We start from the raw sequence: 19,806 nt of genomic DNA on the forward strand, positions 1-19,806 counted from the left end.
TCTGTTACTCTGTATCGATTTGTGCTCTTTGTAATTTACCGCTGTAGTCTACATAAATACTCTTCCACTCTGTGTATACATCTAGGGCTGCTACACCTGAATCACGGTGTCCATTTCCTGTCCCTTTAGTACCTCCGAATGGCAAATGGATTTCAGCACCTGTTGTGCCAGCATTTACATAAACAATACCTGTATCTAAATCACGTTGTGCGCGGAAAATTGTATTGACATCTTGGGAGAATATTGAGCTAGATAAGCCAAATTTCACACCATTATTTACTTCAATTGCTTCTTCCAAACTTGCCACTTCAATTAGAGATACGACTGGACCAAAGATTTCTTCTTGAGCAATAATCATGTCAGGCTTCACATTTGTAAACAATGTTGGCTCATAATAGAACCCTTTATCATAAGGTGGTTCATTTAGTATCCTGCCACCTGCTAATAATGTAGCACCCTCTTGTTTACCTATTTGTACATAGTGATTAATTTTTTCCAATGCTGCTTTATTAATCACTGGCCCGATTTTTACTCCCTCATCTAGACCATCCCCAATTGTGAGCTTTTGCATTTCATCTAAGAGACGTTTCTCTAATTGTTCTTTTACATCTTTATGCACAATGACTCGACTACATGCTGTACACCTTTGCCCAGCAGTACCAAATGCGCTCCATAAAATCCCTTCTGTAGCTAGCTGTAAATCAGCATCATTCATGACAATAACAGCATTTTTGCCACCCATCTCTAAAGAAACCTTTTTCAAATGCTTCCCGCCAAGCTCAGCTACTTTACTGCCCGTTGTTGTAGAACCTGTAAAAGAAATAACCTTGACGTCAGGATGTTCAATTAATGCTGTGCCTACTGTAGGTCCTGTACCAAATACGATATTAGCGACACCATCTGGTAAGCCTACTTCCTCAAAGATTTTACCCATTTCATAGGCCATCATTGGAGTCTCATTAGACGGTTTCCAAATGAATGTATTCCCTGCAACAATGGCAGGAAATGACTTCCATGTGGCGATAGCAACAGGGAAATTCCAAGGTGTAATGAGTGCTACAACGCCTATAGGTGCCCTTACACTCATAGCAAATTTATTGGCAAGCTCAGACGGTGTTGTTTCACCAAACAATCTACGTCCTTCACCAGCCATATAGTATGCCATATCAATTCCTTCTTGGACTTCTCCTCTAGCCTCTTCAATGACCTTGCCCATTTCTTTTGTTAAAACGGTCGCCAAATGTTCTTTTTTCTCTTTCATTTTTTGACCGATGGCATATAAATAATCTGCACGTTTTGGTGCTGGTATAAGTGCCCAGCTCTTTTGTGCTTGTTTAGCAACAGCTACAGCCTCGCCTACCTCATTCGAAGTAGAGCGTGGAATGGTAGCAAGCTGCTCACCGTTTGCAGGGTTCGTCACTGCTATACTTTGTAAATGTGAATGTGTGATCCATTTACCACCGATATAGTTTTTAATCTCCACTACATACACCCCCTGAAATACTCTATGATGCCTCAGCTGTTGTACCAGTCGTATTCCATAGGTATAAGTCTATGAATTTAACCAGAATCCACTTCGCCTTGGAATAATTGCGTCCGAGCAGTGCAATGTGCTTACACGTTTCACTATTCGTGACAGCTACCAGTGGCTTTATCTCCATACATCAATAGTTGCTCCCCACCAAAAGAAAAAATGTCTCATTAGGAATCTTGGAGTGAGCGGAGATAAAATATGTCAAAATTCCGAATTTTCAATATACACCACACCTTGTAATACTAGCATTTCAATAATAATCGGTGACAACTGCCAGAGGCTTTATTTCCACTTAACTTCCTTACCTCAATATAGAGGATGACTTCTAAATTTAGAAGCCTCTTAAGGTTATGTATATTCACAATACCCTTAGTTAAATGAAAATAAATAATACACATTCTAGTTTTTTATATTCGACATTTTCTAACTAATTCCCTTTTTTTCTAAAATATTTAATTTTCTATTGAAACCAATGTAACTTATAATCGTATACAATATCATTAAATTTATTTTTGGAGGAATCCCTTTATGAATAATCATGAAATTGACTACAAGTTATTTGGTGACGACATGCAATATGTGCAAGTTGAGCTTGACCCTCAGGAAACAGTTGTTGCAGAAGCAGGAGCGTTAATGATGATGGATGATTCGATCCATATGGAAACTATTTTTGGTGACGGCTCACGAGGTGGCTCACAAAGTGGTCTAATGGGTAAATTATTAGGTGCCGGAAAACGCCTAATAACAGGTGAGAGTTTATTCATGACAACATTCACAAACGTTGGCTCAGGTAAGAAGCATGTTTATTTCGCATCACCATACCCAGGGAAGATTATTCCGATGGATTTAAGCCAATTAAACGGTAAAATTATCTGTCAAAAAGATGCATTCTTAGCTGCTGCTAAAGGGGTCTCTGTAGGCGTTGAATTTCAGAAAAAAATTGGAGTAGGCTTCTTCGGTGGTGAGGGCTTCATTATGCAAAAGCTAGAAGGTGACGGCATGGCATTTGTTCATGCAGGAGGAGCCATTCATGAAAAAACATTACAACCGGGTGAAGTTTTACGTGTGGATACAGGATGTCTTGTAGCAATGACATCCAATGTGGATTACGATATTGAAATGGTTGGAGGCGTAAAAACAGCCCTGTTTGGAGGCGAAGGAATCTTCTTTGCTACATTACGTGGTCCTGGAACAGTGTGGGTACAATCATTACCATTTAGCCGTTTAGCCAGTCGTGTCTTTGCAGCTGCCCCTATTTCGCAAGGTGGAGGCGGTCAATCTAAAGGTGAAGGCGGTATCGGCGGCTTATTCGATTTATTCAATAGATAAAAAAATGGAGCATATCTTTCACCGATATGCTCCTCTTTTTAATCAATTCGATTGGATATTGCCTTGCCTTGTCCATAAGCAGTCAAAGCTTTTACATTTAACATTAGCATAGCCGTTCTCGTTTCTAATGACGCGCTACCGATATGTGGCAGAGCTACTACATTTGGAAGTGTTAATAAGGGATGATCCATCGCAATCGGCTCTTGTTCAAACACATCTAGTCCTGCAGCCCAAAGCTTCCCATTTTTAAGAACATCGTATAGCGCATCCTCATCAATAATTCCACCACGTGAGGCATTAATTAATACCGCATCTTCTTTCATCAAAGCAAGTTCCTTTGCACCAATGAGTCCTTCCGTATCACTATTATAAGGTGTCATAATCACAACAAAATCAGATTGCTTTAATAGATCCTCCAGCGAAACATACTGGAAGCCATACATTTCTTCTGCTTCATGACGACGTCTGCGATTATTATACAAGATTTTCATATCAAACCCTTTTGCTCTTCTAGCAACAGCTTGGCCAATTCTCCCCATGCCAATAATGCCAATTGTGGCTCCTGAAACATCCTTGCCAACCAGTTGCATTGGATACCAGCTTTTCCATTTGCCCTCACGTAAATATCTTTCACTTTCTGGAATTCTACGAGCAGTTGCAAGCAGTAAGCCAAATACTAAATCCGCAGTTGTATTAGTTAAAACTCCAGGCGTATTTGTCGCCATAATGCCTCGTTTTTTTAAAGCCTTCACATCAATATTATTATATCCAACTGCTAAATTCGTAACTAATTTTAAGTTGGGTGCATGCGAAAGTAATTCTTCATCTACTTGGTCAGCTATCGTTACCCACAGTACCTCACAGTCAGCGACAGCTGCGAGCAATTTTTCACGTGGAATCACAATTTCTTCCTCATCCCATTGTGAGATTTCATAAAACTCCTGTAGCAGTTCAACAATATGTGTAGGAAACTTACGTGTTATAAATAATTTCTTTTTCATGCTCCAAACACCCCTCTACTCAATTCCCTAATTCGCCTATAGCGTAACACTTAAAACAAGCATTTTCTAGGGTTTTGTAATCTTCCTCTTTCTATAAAATTTGCTATTAGCTAATTTAGCAGCCTCTTAGTTGATTTATCCATAAAATAAGACCTTTTATCCTAATTCACATACTAAAAAACTATGCATAGATAGTATGCATAGCTATATTTCTTTTAAAACTCTCTTATTGTTGTATTTAAGCGATTAGCCACCTTCGCTAATTCTTCCGAAGATTCACCAATCGATTCAATAATAGTAGCTAATTCAGATACTTGATTATCGACTTTTTGGAAATTTGAGATCGAAACTTCTACAGAACCCGAAATCGCATCAAAAGCTTTTAGAGATTCAGCATTACGTTCGATACTACTATTTACAAGTTCCTGTATGTTCTGAATTGCTTGTACAACTTGTGTTGTGATACCATTTGACGTCATGATTAACTCAGCAATCTGTTCAACAGAGCTTTTCGTTTGATCCGCAAGCTTGCGTACTTCGTTTGCAACAACTGCAAAGCCTTTACCATGCTCACCGGCACGTGCCGCCTCAATTGCAGAGTTTAACGCAAGTAAATTTGTTTGCCCAGAAATACTTTTCACAATTTCTACAACGGCATTTATTTTCGAAGAGGATGCATCTAATTGCTCCACCATATTTGCCATTTCAACGGTCTTATGATGAATCTTCCCTGTTTGTTCATTAATAGATATTATTTTAGTATAGCCTTCATTAGACACTTTTTGCATTGATTCTGCTTCATACATACTTTCCTTCAAAGAAGCGTTGACACGCTTTGCGCTATATACAAGTTCTGTTACTGTTTCAGTTGTAGTTTGTGATTGAACCTCTAATTGTGTAGAAATTCCGCCTATAACATCCTTTACATGGTCCCTAACATTATTACGTTGTGTTTCAATTAGTATACTTGCATAGCTATCATATTCTTCTAAAACGATTTGTTGTTCAAAATTACATATTTTACTGATAGCATCACAAAACTTCTCTTCTTCGCCCTTTGGTAATCGTAGTTCATAGACTATTTTGCGAAGTGATTTCTCAAGTATTTGAAATGCAGCTAAATACCATTTCGGATATAAATTAATCTTTACATGCATTTTTGCCACACGTCTTCGCTTCTCTAAAAAGGCTTCATCTATTCGTCCCTCAAACATTTCAATAATATGGTGACGTAATGTCTGACGTAAACGTTCGCTGGAGCTATGTGATTGAATGACCTTTTGTAAGGCAGGAACACTTTCTATTGCATGATAAAATGCCGCTACAACTTCTACTACATTTCTTTCTACATATGGTTTTAAACTATTAATCAGCTGAAGATCATGCACACTTAACCCTACAAGATTTAATTGTAGTAAACGGTCTGGATCTTCTATAAAAATACCGATTGTTGTTTCATTGCTTATTTCAATTGTATTTTTCTTAGATCTATTGATAAGTTGAAACATTTTCTCCACCTCATATATTTAATCATATATCTTAATAAGTCTATATTCCTACTTTTTATAAAAAAACAACAAATAATTAGACACTTTATGTATCAATTATAATCTCAAAACATCTAAATGAACAATATGTAGGTAAATGTTGTCTAATATTATTATAATCCGCTATTAATTTATGCTTTATCATGATTCTTTATACTCATTTTCTCTCAATTTATCGAAAAAATGGATATATGATTCAATAATCTTAACGCAAAAAAAGCCACTGCTTCTTGAAGAAGAAGCGTGACTTATTGTTTACATGAAAATGATAACGCAAAGAACTGCGGCTAAAACTAAACGATAAATGGCAAAAGGCATTAATTTTACCTTTGAAATAAGCGCTAAGAAAAACTTAATGGACAATAATGCAAAGACGAACGAACTAATGAATCCTACAGCATAAAAGCCAAAATAGTCCATTGATAAAGTATCCCAGTTTTTCAAAACGGATACGAGGCTAGCTCCTGCCATGATTGGCACAGCCATAATGAATGTAAAATCGGCTGCAACACGGTGACTCATACCAAATAGTACCCCACCCGAAATCGTTGCACCTGAACGAGAAAAACCTGGCCATAGTGATAGGCATTGTACAAGTCCTACCTTAAATGCTAAACCATAAGAAATCTTATCTAAAGAATCAACTTTTGGTTTTCTCGGTGCCAACTTATCTGCAGCAATCATCAGAATTGCTCCTGCCACTAGTGCATAAACAACATGCTCTACTTTAAAAAGATGATCGTCAATAAAATCCTTGAATGCAAAACCTAAGACAACTGCTGGTAGCATACCAACAATAACATGCAATAAGTTAAAGCGGCCATTTATGGACTTAGCTTGACCTTCAATTTTATATAAACCAACTAAGCTTAGCATACGTTTCCACATAACTACGATAACCGCTAATATGGAACCAAGTTGTACAACAATTTTAAATGTGTTGGCAGGATATTTCCCTAAAAACTCCTCAGTCTTTAACCACATATCATCCACGATAATCATATGTCCCGTAGAAGATACTGGTGCAAATTCTGTCATACCCTCGACAAAGCCTAATATTAATGCTTTTAATAACTCTATAATTTCCACCATGTCACCTTACCTTTTTTAATCAAATACCCACTTATTATAAAATACTACGTTTTTATATACTACTGCCTTTTCACCTAAGAAGCCGATTGTTAGATTATCACATACTATTTAAATGTTATATCTACTACCCAAAGCTCTGATCTACTGCCAATTCGCATCGGTGGGCCCCAGAAGCCATAGCCTGATGAAACAAGTGTATGCATCTGTTCCTTCAACTTATAACCATAATCCAGTTCAAATACACGAGCTGTTATATACTGATTCGGCCACAGCTGTCCCTTGTGTGTATGACCAGACATATGTAAATCAACGCCCATTTGGGAAGGCGTGTTTAAATCGTCAGGTGTATGATTCATTACAAGCCATGGTAAATTAGCAGAAGGCTTTAGCACCTTAAGTGGTTTTCTTTCTTTATTCGTTCTGTCCTCTTGCCCTGTTAATATAAACGCATCTTCTACAAGAATTGTTTCATCTAGGAGCATTTTCACATTGGCATTTTCCATTTCCTTAATAAATTCAGGAATTTTTTTGCCATAATATTCATGGTTACCTAATATACCATATGTTCCATATGTAGATGTTAATTGTTTCATGACATCTGCCATACCCTCTTGAACAAACCATTTAGGGTCATCGTCCACAATATCCCCAGCTAACAACACAATATCTGGTTGTGCTTCATTAGCTAAGCTGACAAAACGTTGTAAATGTCGTTTATGTGATAAAACACCTAAGTGAAAATCAGATGCTACAACTGCTCTTAGTGTGTTTAAGTCACTATCTTGTTTATCAACAGTTATTTCTAAATGACGAACAACTGGAGAGTAGGCTAAATAGGAGCCAATGATACTTAACAAGAATAGGATTGCTACTGCTATACTACCTATTATTTGCACGTTTTTAAAAGGTGTAAGCCAAATAATGCATTGTGCAACTAGACATAGCAATAAGCCATATTCAAAGATAAACATCCAATAATTACCGATTACAGAAAACACTCGTAATGACTCGTGTAATCTTCCGATTATAATACTAAAAGCAACCATATATAGCACGATCCAAAATAATACTGGAAAACGAAACCACCCCATTGCTACAAGCCACTGCTTTACTCCCCACCCTAAATAGAAAGTCAAAGCACTATAAATACTAATTAAAAGAACAGCGCCGATTACTTTTGGCATAACCAAGTCCTCTACTTTCTTTCTATAATTTAATTGATTATACCATTATACTTATCAATCATATTGCTTAAAGCACTTGAATAATCTTCTAAAGAAAGTAGGAACTTGTCCCTTTATTCTATGACAAATTTAAGTTTACCTTTTCATTTCATTCGTTACTCTCGTTTTACATGACATTTCACTGTATATAGATGACATTTTCGTCATTTACATACTAAACGCTACTTTTATTTTCACATTCCTTCCAGTAACATAGTAGATGAACGAGCAAATTCGCGTATTTACGAAGAAAAAGGGGTGCTATTTCAAATGACACGTTATAAATTTGAAACAACGGAGCATGAATTATTTCGCAAAACCTTTCGTAAGTTTTTAGCTGAAGAAGCTGAACCGCATTATGCACAGTGGGAAAAGGATCATCTTATTCCGCTTTCTTTTTGGCGTAAGCTTGGCGATATGGGCTATCTTTGTCCACAAGTAGAAGAACAATATGGCGGGCTGGGCTTGGATTTCAGCTTTGGCGTCATCATACAAGAAGAACTTGAACGTATAGGCTCAAGTCTTATCGGGGTTGGCCTGCATAATGATATTGTTGTCCCATATATCGAAGCATATGGGACACACGAACAAAAATCTCGTTGGCTGCCAAAATGTGTTACAGGCGACTATATAACAGCTATTGCAATGACGGAGCCAGGTACAGGATCAGACTTGGCTAATATCAAAACGTCAGCCATTCGCGATGGGGACCATTATATTGTAAATGGTCAAAAAACCTTTATAACAAATGGCATCCATACAAACTTAGCGGTTGTCGCAGTAAAAACAAATCCTCAGGCTGAGAAAAAACATCGTGGCATTAGCCTACTTGTTATTGACGAGGGCACACCTGGCTTTACAAAAGGAAGACAGCTCGAAAAAGTTGGTATGCATGCCCAAGATACAGCTGAACTCTATTTTGAAGATTGTCGAGTGCCTGTTCAAAATCTACTTGGCGAAGAAGGCAAGGGCTTTCATTATATGATGGAAAAACTGCAGCAAGAGCGATTAGCAGTAGCGATTGCCGCACAAACAGCCGCTGAGGATATGCTTACACTAACGCTGGACTATGTGAAATCACGTCAGGCTTTTGGCAAAACAATTGGTGACTTCCAAAATACACAATTTAAAATAGCTGAAATGGCTACTAAAATCGAGCTTGGTAAATCCTTTTTAGAATCATTGATTGAAGAGCATATTGCAGGCAATGATGTTGTGACAAAAGTTTCTATGGCAAAATACTGGATTACCGAAAATGCACGTGACCTTGCTACGCAATGTATGCAATTGCATGGTGGCTATGGCTATATGGAGGAATATAAGATTGCTAGAAGATATAGAGATATACCTGTTATGTCGATCTATGCTGGTACTAATGAAGTCATGAAGGTTATTATCGCCAAAAATTTAGGCCTATAATAAAAAAGGCGGCAGAAGTTTGCCGCCTTTTTACCATTAAACTGCTGGAATTCGAACGATTACTTTAAATAAATCGCCATCTACATCAATGCTCATTCTTGCTCCATGTAAATCGACAATGGATTGTGCAATGGCTAATCCAAGCCCTGAGCCCTCTGTATGACGTGAGGCATCTGCACGTTTAAAGCGTTCAAATAATTCCTCAGCATCTTCACTAATTTCATATTTTGCTACATTTTTCACCGTAAATTCAGCATCGCCATCTGCCGTACGCTTAAATGTCACATAAACACGCGTTCCCTCTAGCGCATACTTCAAAACATTGACAATTAAATTATCAATAAGTCTCCACCATTTTTGACCATCCACATATGCAAAGATTGGATCATGAGGCATGGTCATTCGTAAATCTAGTTGTGACTGTGTTAAATCCTCTTTATGCTCCCCTACAGCTTGTTGGATAAGCTGTGTTAAATCTACTCGACTGCGGTGAAGTTCAATATTACCACTAGCCATTTTCGATACTTCAAAAAGGTCTTCAATCAGCACTTTTAAACGTTCAGACTTTTTATCCAGTATATGGATGTATTGTTTCCGTTCTTCCTCTGTAATATTTGGCTTCTTCAGTAAATCGGTATACGTAATTATAGAGGTTAAAGGAGTACGTAAATCATGACTCACATTTGTAATCAGCTCTGTTTTTAACCGCTCACTTTTCGCCTGCTCATGCATGGACGTACGCACACCTTCTCGTAAATGATTGAGGTTTTCTGCATGACCTGAAAGCGGAGATTTACCTTTTACCTTTACATCACGATTTAAACGTCCTTCAGCCATATCCTTCGTATCTTTCATAATACGGTTTAAATAACCCATTCTTGATAGGAAAACAATCATAGCAGGAAATCCTATAAACATACAAATGCCAAGTACAAGGACTGGAAAAGCTCCGCCTCCTATCATGGTAGCAACAAGGCTACCACCTCCAAAGAAGGCTGCGGCTAGCATTACAATTGAATGTAATGCGATCGAACGATTAATAAATAAGTCAGTCAACGAATCCCCAAGTGACCATAAATAGCTCGATTTCACATTTTCCTCTAGCTTATTCAAAGTATTTACTCTTGTATACAACCAAATTAATTGCACGAAGAAAGCACTACCAATTACCATTAAAACAAGTATTTTAAAGCCAATATCGAGTATAAAACGGACATAATTATAATTATAAACAGAATTATATTCAATAGATTCAAAAACAACCTGGGCTGAAATGAAATACATAAGGCTCGTTATTAACAAAAGAATAATTTGTACATCGATTTTATACTTTGTTAAAAGATCTTTTTCCTTCATACTCGTAACTATCTGTAATAAGTCTTTACGCCCCCTCCATACAAAGACGGCCATTAAAATACTTGTGAGCCAAATAAAGTAGTGAGTATATTGATTGCGTTGAAACTGTTGAAATTGTTGATACCCTCCCTGTATAACATCTTCTGACATAGCTGCTTTTTTTGAAATAGCTATTACACCTGTATATTCAGCTGTTTCGTAAAGATCATCTACATTCACGTATGTTTCGGTATTGTAAAAAATATCTCTTAAATTCTCACTGATATTCCATGCATATAGCGGTTTTCGATCAGTATACTTAATTTTATAGGCACTACTTTCGGTAACATCACCTGCACGGTACGTTTTACCAGTTTCTGTATTGGTCAACTCATAAGACCAATAGTCATAGTTTTTTCCAAAGTTTTTGGATTCACCTTTTGCTGCTTTAATATATTTATCAATGAGGGCTTCCTTTTCAGCAAGAATCTTTTTTCTTACATGCTCATCATCTTCAAAATTTGCTGTAATATCTTTAATTTTATTATCACGTTCAGACACTAGCTTTGTCTTTAATTCTGTTGCATTGGCATCTATAGCTTCCTGAATACGTTGTTCGTATTGTGCCTTAATATTATCGATTTGCTGTCCTAATGTACCATAATAATTACGATGATCTTCTATTTCAGTTTGAGTAATCTCAATTTTATTTTTCAATTCTTCTGCATTTGGTACATTAATTACTAACGGTCCTAGTTCTGCCGTGAAATTATCGATTTCATGTTGGAAATTTTCCGAATCAAAATATGATTTACCAATATACTGATAGCCCACATTATAAAAAGTAAAGACTCCGAAAATTGTCCAGATTAAACACATTAATACGAGAAGAGATTTCCATTTTTTTATCATCCCTTTTTACACTCCTCTAAAAAATTCTTTCTAACAATTGTAAAACCTCTGAGGAGCGAGAATCGACGATTTGATAGGCATAAATTCCAAAATAGATAAGCCCAATAACACCTGCAATAAATCCAGCAATAGTCATATACTTCTCTAATTTATTTTTCCATTTTATAGCCAACGCCCCATACCACCTTTAGATAGCGTGGATTTTTCGGATCAGCTTCAATTTTCTCACGTATTTTCCGAATGTGAACAGCTACAATATTTTCAGCATTATAAGCTTCCTCATTCCAAACACGTTCATAAATTTCACGAATCGAAAACACACGCCCTGCATTTTTCATTAATAGTTCTGTAATTTTATATTCTATCGGGGTTAGTCGAACTGGTTCTCCTTCTAGTACAACCTCTTTTGCCTCTTCATCAAGAATAAGTCCGTCTATTTCCACTTTTGTAGCTCCCTCACTATACGTTCCTAGCTGAACATAACGGCGCAGCTGAGATTTTACACGTGCCAACAGCTCTAATGGATGAAATGGCTTTGTTACATAATCATCTGCTCCAACCGATAATCCATGAATCTTATCGCCATCCTCCGCCTTTGCACTCAGCATGATAATGGGAATATTGCGCTCTTCCCTAATTTTAAAGGTTGCTGTAATTCCATCCATATTTGGCATCATGATATCTAAAATTATTAAATGTACTTCATTGTTCTCTAGCTTTTTTAATGCATCTAAGCCATCTGCTGCTTTAATGACATGATAGCCTTCATTTTTTAAATAGATTTCAATACCATCACGAATATCTTGATCGTCATCTGTAACAAGAACTGTTAATTTCGTCATGATATACACCTCGCTCTCAAATATAAGTGTATCTTTTAAATCTTAAAAACCAGCTATTATAAAAATGAAGAATTTCTTAAGGTTTTAGCTTTTTTCTCCCACCCAATGTTAAAACAACAATGCCACCTAAAAGCATCGCTACTCCAAGCCAGGAAACTATACTTAAGTGTTCTCCAATTAAAAACACACCAAGAATTGCAGCAGTCAATGGTTCTGCTAATGAAAGTGTTACAGCTGAGGATGAACTAATTTTTTGTAGTCCACTTAAAAACAGGAAATACGCTACGCTTGTACACATAATCCCCATAAATAACATTGTCCATAAGTTGTGCACATCTACTAACCAGGAAAATCCATCTTGTATAGAAAACGGCAGTAAAAACAAAGCGCAAATGGAGAATGTCATAGCAACTGCGGGTAATGCTTCTTCTTGTGCCATTAATTTTTTACTTATGTTTGTGTAAAATGCAAAGGACAAACCTGCACAAAGCGCTAATGTGAATCCGCCAACGTGAACAGACTCCTCTCCATTATTCATAAACAATAAAAGACATCCGATAATGGCCATCAATGTAGCAAGTCCCCATACTGCTGTGGGACGTGTTTTCCATACTAGCCACTCTAATACACCAGAAAACACTGGTGCACTACCAATAGTAGCAACAGTTCCAATGGCTATACCTGTTAGACGAATGGATGAGAAGAAAAGACCTTGGAAAAACGCAATACTAGCCGCAGCTAAAATTGTCCATTTCCATGACCATCTTAAAAAATTAATTTTCCTCATTATAATCGTAATAGCTAATAATAAACTGCCACCAATCGCTGAACGAATCGTGGCTACAGCTATTGGAGATACCCCTTCATCCAAATATGTCTGGGCAGTACCTGTCATTCCCCATAGAATAGCTGCTAGTAATACAAACAATGAATTTAACATTTTTCAGCTCATCCCCGCTTCACATCTTTCTCCATACTAATCATACATATTTATCCAAAATCAAACAATTATCATTTTTACTTTTCTTTTAATTCCAATAGTATGTTTTCTCATGAATGGACGTTATAATAAAAACAGTAAAAGGAGCGAATCGTATGTACAAATCAATTGAAGAGACAGCTATTGATCTTGGTATGCCTGAGGATCAAGTAATGCGTCTAATTTACGAAGGACGCATCCGTTCTGTTTACGATGGCCAACAAATTTTAATCAATAGTGGACAATTCAGCACTTATTTTAAACAATTGGAACGTATAAAAGAGGAAATTGAAATTTGGCGTGCTACTCCTATTCCAGAGGACATAGACGTCAAAGATGAAGACTAAAAGCCCACCATTCATACAATTGAACATTGTTGAATGGCGGGCCTTTTTTAAAGTTTTTATTAGATTGTCACAACAAATCCTGCTCTTTTCCCAATGATTTCAGCATAATCTTCTACCATGACACTCGCTGTTGGATACATCCCTGCTCCAGGACCGATTAAAGTTAATGTACCAATATAGTTAGTCTCTAATGCCACCGCATTGAACACATCATCGACTGGATAAAGTGGATGCTCTTTATCAACTAGTTGAGGACCTACTTTTGCAATAATCTTACCGTCAGCTAGTTTTTCCACCTCAGCAACATGGCGGTAACGAAGACCCTTTTCACATGCTTCATGAACCTGTTCAGCAGAGATACTATCGATCCCAATTACCTCTACATCTGACCAGTCAGGCTGCTCACCAAAAGCTAAGGCACTTAATATCATTAATTTTTTAAATGCATCCTGCCCAGATATATCATTATATGGATCTGCTTCGGCATAACCTAAGCCTTGTGCCTCTTTTAAAGCTGTTTCGAACGACCAGCCCTGTGCACGCATTTTTGTTAAAATATAATTACATGTGCCATTTAAGACACCTTGTATACGACTTACATCATTTACAAGTAAGATATTTTTCATTGTTTTTATAACAGGTACGCCACCAGCGGTAGTAGCCTCATAGCCTACAAAAACGCCATTAGCTTTTGCAAGATCCTGCAACTCCAAGCCTCGTTTGGCAAACATCACTTTATTGGCAGTAATAACATGACATTTATGTTCCACCGCTCGCTTTAAATAACTGTATGCAGGTTCTTCGTTCACAATTGCTTCAAACACTACCTGCATACCTGGCTCTGCTAAGACTTCATCCATACTTGTTGTCATTAAATGTGCTGTGCCTGGGACACGTTCACGACTAGCATCTGTCACTAAAATCTTCGCTACCTCTAATTCAATACCTAATTTATTTTTTAGCTCTTCTCGTTTTTCATTTAAAATATGGTAAATCCCCTGACCTACCGTTCCAAATCCTAAAATCGCTGCCTTTATAGTTGCCATTCTTGTTATTCCCTCCAACTTACATTCCGCAGTTTCATTAAAGCTAATTTTCCATGGGGTTGTGTCATGACAATTTGACACCCACCGCAGTCTTTAGCCAACAACTCTCTTTGTATGAGTTTCGCTATTTCTATATGTGTTAGGACACACACAAATTCAAATAATTCAAAATTTAACTTAAAGAAAATTGTAACGCAAATACACGCTTTGCACAAGAAAAATCTTTCTAGGAAGGACATTTGTTTTCTCTAGATGTGCAAAAGAAATCGGTTTCATTCCCTTTATTATACGTTTTATTAATCAATCTATAAGATTTGAACAAATATTGACTATTTACATTTCAATATATGAATGTCTTTCTTCTATTATATATATGTATGCTCAGACACTCATAACAATCCCTTTAAAGAAAAAACTCATTCCCTGTAGCAGCAGAGAATGAGCTTAAAAATATGAGGGGGTTTTAACTTGCTTTTGAAAGCAATTGATAACGATATTGTGCTAAAGCTTGTTGAACAAGACTAATCTCTTCTTCTGTAAAATTTGGTATTGCATACGTACGTTCCACTAATTGAAATGTACCATACTTCAAGTAAAACTCTGTTGCAGGAAGTGAGATATGGCTCACACCGTACTGTTCATATGCCTCAAATACTTCCTTTACAGTAAAGTCCTTTTCAGTAAAAACATGTTCTTGAAATGCTGTATGACCAAATACTTCCTGCCATTTTCTTTCGACTGATGTAAGAAGGTGTTGAATGGATTTATTGTTGACAAATACATGCCCTTCATTTAGCTCATATATTAGATAGGATACAATGTTTTGCGCACTATAGATGTTACCCATTTTAAACACTCCTTTATCATCAGTTTTTGGGAAGAGTAATCACTGGCTAGGCAACTACTCTTCTATATATTCAAAAGTGGGGGAGCACTTATGAAAACATTTACCTTTTTTAAAAAAATTTTCGTACTGTTAACTTATTTCCTAGTATATAACATGGATTTAATAAAGTCAATAATACATATAAAATTACTTGGTATTATTTTTTATAAGGTTCTGATAATTAACGGGTGCAGTAATAGATTGATGTAGCAACGTTTAACGCATTACCAAATGAGGCTAATCGAATGAGAAAATACGTTAACGTCACAACATCTTACCATTTTCTTTAAACTTTAAGCTTCTACTGTTTGTTCAGTTGTTGTAGCCTGTGTAATGGCTTGATCTAAATCAGCAATAATATCCTCTACTGCCTCTAAACCGATGGATAAGCGAATGAGCGACTCGGTTACACCAGCTTGAACTAATTCGTCTGCTGATAGTTGCTGATGAGTAGTGGAAGCTGGATGAATAATTAATGACTTTGCATCACCTACATTTGCTACATGTGAAAATAATTTCACGCTATCAATAAGCTTTCGCCCAGCTTCTCGTCCACCCTTTATGCCAAATGTAAGCACTGAACCGAAGCCATTTCTTAAATATTTTTTTGCTAACTCATGTGTCGGAAAATCTTCTAGGCCATTATAATTTACATACTCCACAGATGGGTGGTTTTGTAAATACTCAGCCACTGCCAATGCATTTTCATTGTGTTTAGGGATACGCAGATGAAGCGTTTCTAACCCTTGCAATAAATTAAAAGCAGCATCAGCACTTAATGTTGGACCAAAATCACGTAATAATTGTACACGTAGCTTTGTAGCAAAGGCAGCAGAAGCTGTATCAATTCCATAACGTAGACCATGGTAAGAGGCATCTGGTTCAGTAAAACCAGGGAATCGACCGCTAGTCCAATCAAACTTACCAGCGTCTACAACAACGCCCCCTAAAGTTGTACCATGACCTCCTATCCATTTAGTTGCTGAATGAACTACAACATCTGCGCCGTATTCAATAGGTGTAGAACCGTAAGGAGAAGCGAACGTGCTGTCAATAATTAATGGTAGACCATTATCATGTGCAATTTTAGCTACTGCCTCAATATCTAAAACCTTTAAACTTGGATTACCATAAACCTCTGCAAAGACAGCTTTTGTTTTATCAGTAATCGCTGCTTTGAAATTCTCTGGGTTTGTTTCATCTACAAAAATTGTTTTAATACCATAGTTTGGCAATGTGTTAGCAAATAAATTATACGTACCACCATATAAAGAACTAGCTGCTACTATCTCATCACCAGCTCCAGCTAGATTTAAAATGGAAAATGCGATAGCTGCTGCACCAGATGAAAGTGCTACTGCTGCTGTTCCACCTTCCAATAAAGCCACACGTTTTTCAAACACATCAACTGTTGGGTTGGTAATTCGTGTGTAAATGTTCCCTGCTTCCTCTAAGGCAAAAAGACGTTGCGCATGAGCAGTGTCTTTAAATACGAAAGCAGTTGAGCGATAGACTGGAACTGTGCGAGAACCCGTCACTGGGTCTGGCTCTTGACCACCATGCAACAGCAATGTTTCTGGTTTAAAATTTGTCATTGTGTACCTCCAAATGGTTATTTTTTTACGATGGTACCGGAGATGAGGAGGATTTTTCTGTAGAAAACAAAAACCCTCTTCAGCTAAGAAGAGGGTTGCGGTTGCAAGTTTTCCTCCCCTTATCTGCCAGATCCAAGTAAGAATCTGTAGGAATTAGCACCTTAGTAAGCTCATTGCTTACTGGTTGCCGGGCATCATAGGGCCTATCCCTCCGCCGCTCTTGATAAGAGTATGAGATTCAATTTCCATCGTTGTTACACAGTATAAACATAGAGTTTTTTTCTGTCAACAAGTAAATTTTATTTTTTCCGAAACTTCTGTCTGCTCTTATACGTAATATGAACGCATACACTATTTTAGAAAAAATTTTGAGAGGAGTATTTTTATGGTAAAGGCCGTGATCATTTTTCTTATGATTGGCTATTTAATAGGCTGTATTCACGGCTCTAAAGTGGCTCAATTTTTATCGGGGGTTGATTTAAAAAAGGCTGGCCACGGTAATGCTGGTGCCTCTAATGCTACTCTTTCCCTTGGCTGGAAGTATGGCGTTTTAGTAGCCCTCATCGATATAGGCAAAGGCGTTGTCGCTATTATAGGTGCGCATTTTTATCTAGGGGACGCCATTCATTTAACAGAAGAACAAATTTGGCTGCTTACTTATATTATGGCTGCTGGGGTTATTTTAGGTCATAATTTCCCCTTCTACATGGGCTTCAACGGCGGGAAAGGAACGGCCTCCATCATTGGTATTTTACTTGCTGTTGATTGGAAGATTGGTTTATTTGCACTTATTTTATTTGTTATTTTATCCTTTGCAACAAATTATTTAATTGTAGGTGTTCTAGAATTTTATCTCGTGTTTTGTACAGTAACTTATTTATGGATTCCTGGCATTGGCCCAACCATTATAGCTCTTCTTCTTTTTGGCATAGCCATCATCCTGCACCTCGAAAATATTAAACGATTAGTCAATGGAACAGAGCCTAAAGTAACATCTGCCTTTAAGAAAAAGAAATAATATTTAATGGATATTTTTGTATTTTTTGTGACCGTATTTTTTCTCTTTATCTACTCATATTGCTGTAAAAAACACCATTTTCACATAGATTTTTTTCTACAATAAAATAGACATATTCTTATCTCAATAAAACATTATACAGGCCGATGTTATGGATAATAATCGTCATTTTTATCGTAGAAAGGATGAGAAAATATGTCTTCACCAAAGCAAGCAGCTACAAAACTTAATTTAAAGCCACTATGGATTGGCTTGGCATTCGCGTTACTAATCATTATTACCTTCTTACCTAACAATGGTGATTTACCTATAGCTGGGCAACGAGCTTTAGCCATTTTAGCTTTTGCAGTCATCCTTTGGGTTACAGAGGCCGTTTCATATCCTGTGAGCTCGGCCATGATCATTGCACTAGTAACTGTTTTACTAGGACTCGCTCCGTCAATGGATAATCCAACTACAGAGCTAGGAACAGCTAGCGCATTAAAATTATCTTTAAGTGGCTTTAGTAATTCTGCCGTTGCTTTAGTAGCAGCAGCTCTTTTTCTAGCGGCAGCAATGCAAATTACTAATCTACATAAACGACTTGCACTTTGGATTCTTTCACTGGTAGGAACGAAAACAAAAGCTATCGTATTTGGCGCTATTTTAGTGTCTATCGTCCTCGCATTTTTTGTACCTTCTGCTACAGCACGAGCTGGCGCGGTAGTACCGATATTGCTTGGAATGGTGGCAGCATTTGGTTTACCACGTGATAGTCGGCTTGCTGCCTTATTAGTTATTACTTCGGTACAAGCCGTTTCCATTTGGAATATTGGTATTAAAACTGCAGCAGCTCAAAATATGGTGGCTTTAAACTTTATCCAAGAGCAATTTAAGGTGGATATTTCATGGGGTGCTTGGCTACTTTATGCAGCCCCCTTCTCAATTATTATGTCGATCTTTTTATTTTTCATTATGATTGCTTTAATTAAACCTGAGACTAGCAATATCGAAGGTGGTAAAGAGGTCATCAAAAAACAGCTTGCAGAGCTTGGCCCATTAAAGGCTCCTGAAATTCGTTTAATCATTACATCCGTAGTTTTACTATTTTTCTGGGCAACTGAAGGGAAGCTACATCCATTTGATACGACAACAGTCACAATTATTGCTATCGCGATTCTATTAATGCCTAAAATCGGTGTGTATTCATGGAAGGAAGTTGAGCCTCATATTCCATGGGGGACAATTATCGTCTTTGCGGTAGGCATTATGTTAGGAACCATTTTACTAAATACGCAAGGTGCTGCATGGTTATCAGATAAAGTTTTTGGTTCACTTGGGCTAGATACTATGCCTTTACTAGCAACCATCGCACTCGTAACTTTATTTAACATTTTGATTCATTTAGGTTTTGCAAGCGCAACTAGCTTAGCCTCAGCACTTATACCTGTGTTTATCGTTTTAGCCTCCACATTAACGGCTAATGTTGATCAAGTTGGTTTTGTTATTGTGCAACAATTCGTCATAAGCTTTGGCTTCCTGTTACCAATTAGTGCACCACAAAACATGCTTGCCTATGGTACAGGCTCCTTTACAACAAAGGATTTCTTGAAATCTGGAATTCCCTTAACCATTATCGGTTTCCTTCTCGTACTTTTGTTCTCTGCAACTTATTGGAAATGGATTGGATTATTATAGAACTTTCATTAAATTAAAACGTAA

At 37.1% G+C, this 19,806-nt stretch carries 18 protein-coding genes and 1 riboswitch; of the genes, 5 read left to right on the top strand and 13 right to left on the bottom strand.

The window, feature by feature from the left end; translation table 11 throughout:
• Window positions 1-4: 4 nt before the first annotated feature.
• Together AC1RFD_RS16675 and AC1RFD_RS16680 are read right to left on the bottom strand one after the other, a co-directional pair.
• Window positions 5-1,483, bottom strand: a complete 1,479-nt coding sequence (locus tag AC1RFD_RS16675; protein ID WP_004229708.1) for an aldehyde dehydrogenase family protein — start codon at window positions 1,481-1,483, stop codon at window positions 5-7.
• Between the two features lie 22 nt (window positions 1,484-1,505).
• The gene (locus AC1RFD_RS16680) at window positions 1,506-1,661 is read right to left on the bottom strand and encodes a hypothetical protein (RefSeq protein WP_288583045.1); all 156 of its coding nucleotides are present in this window, start codon (window positions 1,659-1,661) and stop codon (window positions 1,506-1,508) included.
• A 401-nt stretch (window positions 1,662-2,062) separates the two neighbouring features.
• Between AC1RFD_RS16680 and AC1RFD_RS16685 the strand changes: the two genes are divergently transcribed.
• Window positions 2,063-2,863: a TIGR00266 family protein gene (locus tag AC1RFD_RS16685; protein WP_004229711.1), complete on the top strand. Its 801-nt coding sequence runs from the start codon at window positions 2,063-2,065 to the stop codon at window positions 2,861-2,863.
• A 38-nt stretch (window positions 2,864-2,901) separates the two neighbouring features.
• Here the strand turns inward: AC1RFD_RS16685 and AC1RFD_RS16690 are convergent, their stop codons facing one another.
• The 4 genes from AC1RFD_RS16690 to AC1RFD_RS16705 all read right to left on the bottom strand — a co-directional run bounded on the left by AC1RFD_RS16690 (window position 2,902) and on the right by AC1RFD_RS16705 (window position 7,687).
• A complete protein-coding gene (locus AC1RFD_RS16690) occupies window positions 2,902-3,864 on the bottom strand; it encodes a 2-hydroxyacid dehydrogenase (RefSeq protein WP_004229713.1) in 963 nt (320 codons plus the stop codon).
• Between the two features lie 215 nt (window positions 3,865-4,079).
• Window positions 4,080-5,372, bottom strand: coding sequence for a globin-coupled sensor protein (locus tag AC1RFD_RS16695; RefSeq protein ID WP_288583048.1), 1,293 nt, complete (start codon window positions 5,370-5,372; stop codon window positions 4,080-4,082).
• Between the two features lie 294 nt (window positions 5,373-5,666).
• Window positions 5,667-6,503 carry an undecaprenyl-diphosphate phosphatase gene (locus tag AC1RFD_RS16700; protein ID WP_175400802.1) on the bottom strand — a complete coding sequence of 279 codons (837 nt, stop codon included), beginning with the start codon at window positions 6,501-6,503 and terminating at the stop codon, window positions 5,667-5,669.
• A gap of 104 nt (window positions 6,504-6,607) precedes the next feature.
• Entirely contained in the window at window positions 6,608-7,687 is a 1,080-nt protein-coding gene (locus AC1RFD_RS16705) for a metallophosphoesterase (protein WP_288582869.1), read from the bottom strand.
• A gap of 309 nt (window positions 7,688-7,996) precedes the next feature.
• Here AC1RFD_RS16705 and AC1RFD_RS16710 point away from each other — a divergent pair, with 309 nt between their 5' ends.
• Window positions 7,997-9,145, top strand: a complete 1,149-nt coding sequence (locus AC1RFD_RS16710; protein WP_288582871.1) for an acyl-CoA dehydrogenase family protein — start codon at window positions 7,997-7,999, stop codon at window positions 9,143-9,145.
• A gap of 36 nt (window positions 9,146-9,181) precedes the next feature.
• Here AC1RFD_RS16710 and AC1RFD_RS16715 read toward each other — a convergent pair whose 3' ends face one another.
• The 4 genes from AC1RFD_RS16715 to AC1RFD_RS16730 all read right to left on the bottom strand — a co-directional run bounded on the left by AC1RFD_RS16715 (window position 9,182) and on the right by AC1RFD_RS16730 (window position 13,174).
• A complete protein-coding gene (locus AC1RFD_RS16715; protein ID WP_054549073.1) occupies window positions 9,182-11,392 on the bottom strand; it encodes a sensor histidine kinase in 2,211 nt (736 codons plus the stop codon).
• 16 nt (window positions 11,393-11,408) lie between these two features.
• A complete protein-coding gene (locus AC1RFD_RS16720; protein ID WP_155483369.1) occupies window positions 11,409-11,564 on the bottom strand; it encodes a hypothetical protein in 156 nt (51 codons plus the stop codon).
• Entirely contained in the window at window positions 11,542-12,234 is a 693-nt protein-coding gene (locus AC1RFD_RS16725) for a response regulator transcription factor (protein ID WP_048393287.1), read from the bottom strand. The genes AC1RFD_RS16720 and AC1RFD_RS16725 overlap by 23 nt, the downstream gene beginning before the upstream one ends.
• A gap of 76 nt (window positions 12,235-12,310) precedes the next feature.
• Window positions 12,311-13,174, bottom strand: a complete 864-nt coding sequence (locus AC1RFD_RS16730; protein WP_066038434.1) for a DMT family transporter — start codon at window positions 13,172-13,174, stop codon at window positions 12,311-12,313.
• A gap of 155 nt (window positions 13,175-13,329) precedes the next feature.
• Here AC1RFD_RS16730 and AC1RFD_RS16735 point away from each other — a divergent pair, with 155 nt between their 5' ends.
• Complete coding sequence (locus AC1RFD_RS16735; protein ID WP_004229745.1) at window positions 13,330-13,560, top strand: MerR family transcriptional regulator; 231 nt, start codon at window positions 13,330-13,332, stop codon at window positions 13,558-13,560.
• A 59-nt stretch (window positions 13,561-13,619) separates the two neighbouring features.
• Here AC1RFD_RS16735 and AC1RFD_RS16740 read toward each other — a convergent pair whose 3' ends face one another.
• From AC1RFD_RS16740 to AC1RFD_RS16750, 3 genes are all read right to left on the bottom strand, one after another.
• On the bottom strand, window positions 13,620-14,606 hold the full coding sequence (locus tag AC1RFD_RS16740) for a homoserine dehydrogenase (RefSeq protein ID WP_066038433.1): 987 nt from the start codon (window positions 14,604-14,606) through the stop codon (window positions 13,620-13,622).
• A gap of 463 nt (window positions 14,607-15,069) precedes the next feature.
• Complete coding sequence (locus tag AC1RFD_RS16745; RefSeq protein ID WP_048393282.1) at window positions 15,070-15,453, bottom strand: hypothetical protein; 384 nt, start codon at window positions 15,451-15,453, stop codon at window positions 15,070-15,072.
• 332 nt (window positions 15,454-15,785) lie between these two features.
• Window positions 15,786-17,087, bottom strand: a complete 1,302-nt coding sequence (locus AC1RFD_RS16750) for an O-acetylhomoserine aminocarboxypropyltransferase/cysteine synthase family protein (RefSeq protein ID WP_054549070.1) — start codon at window positions 17,085-17,087, stop codon at window positions 15,786-15,788.
• A gap of 116 nt (window positions 17,088-17,203) precedes the next feature.
• Window positions 17,204-17,317, bottom strand: a riboswitch (SAM riboswitch).
• Between the two features lie 155 nt (window positions 17,318-17,472).
• Between AC1RFD_RS16750 and AC1RFD_RS16755 the strand changes: the two genes are divergently transcribed.
• Window positions 17,473-18,105 carry a glycerol-3-phosphate acyltransferase gene (locus AC1RFD_RS16755; RefSeq protein WP_066038431.1) on the top strand — a complete coding sequence of 211 codons (633 nt, stop codon included), beginning with the start codon at window positions 17,473-17,475 and terminating at the stop codon, window positions 18,103-18,105.
• Window positions 18,106-18,300: 195 nt separating this feature from the next.
• Entirely contained in the window at window positions 18,301-19,782 is a 1,482-nt protein-coding gene (locus AC1RFD_RS16760; protein WP_492475102.1) for a DASS family sodium-coupled anion symporter, read from the top strand.
• Window positions 19,783-19,806 lie beyond the last annotated feature (24 nt).

Source organism: Lysinibacillus sp. GW823-FHT02G10 (assembly GCF_058797135.1).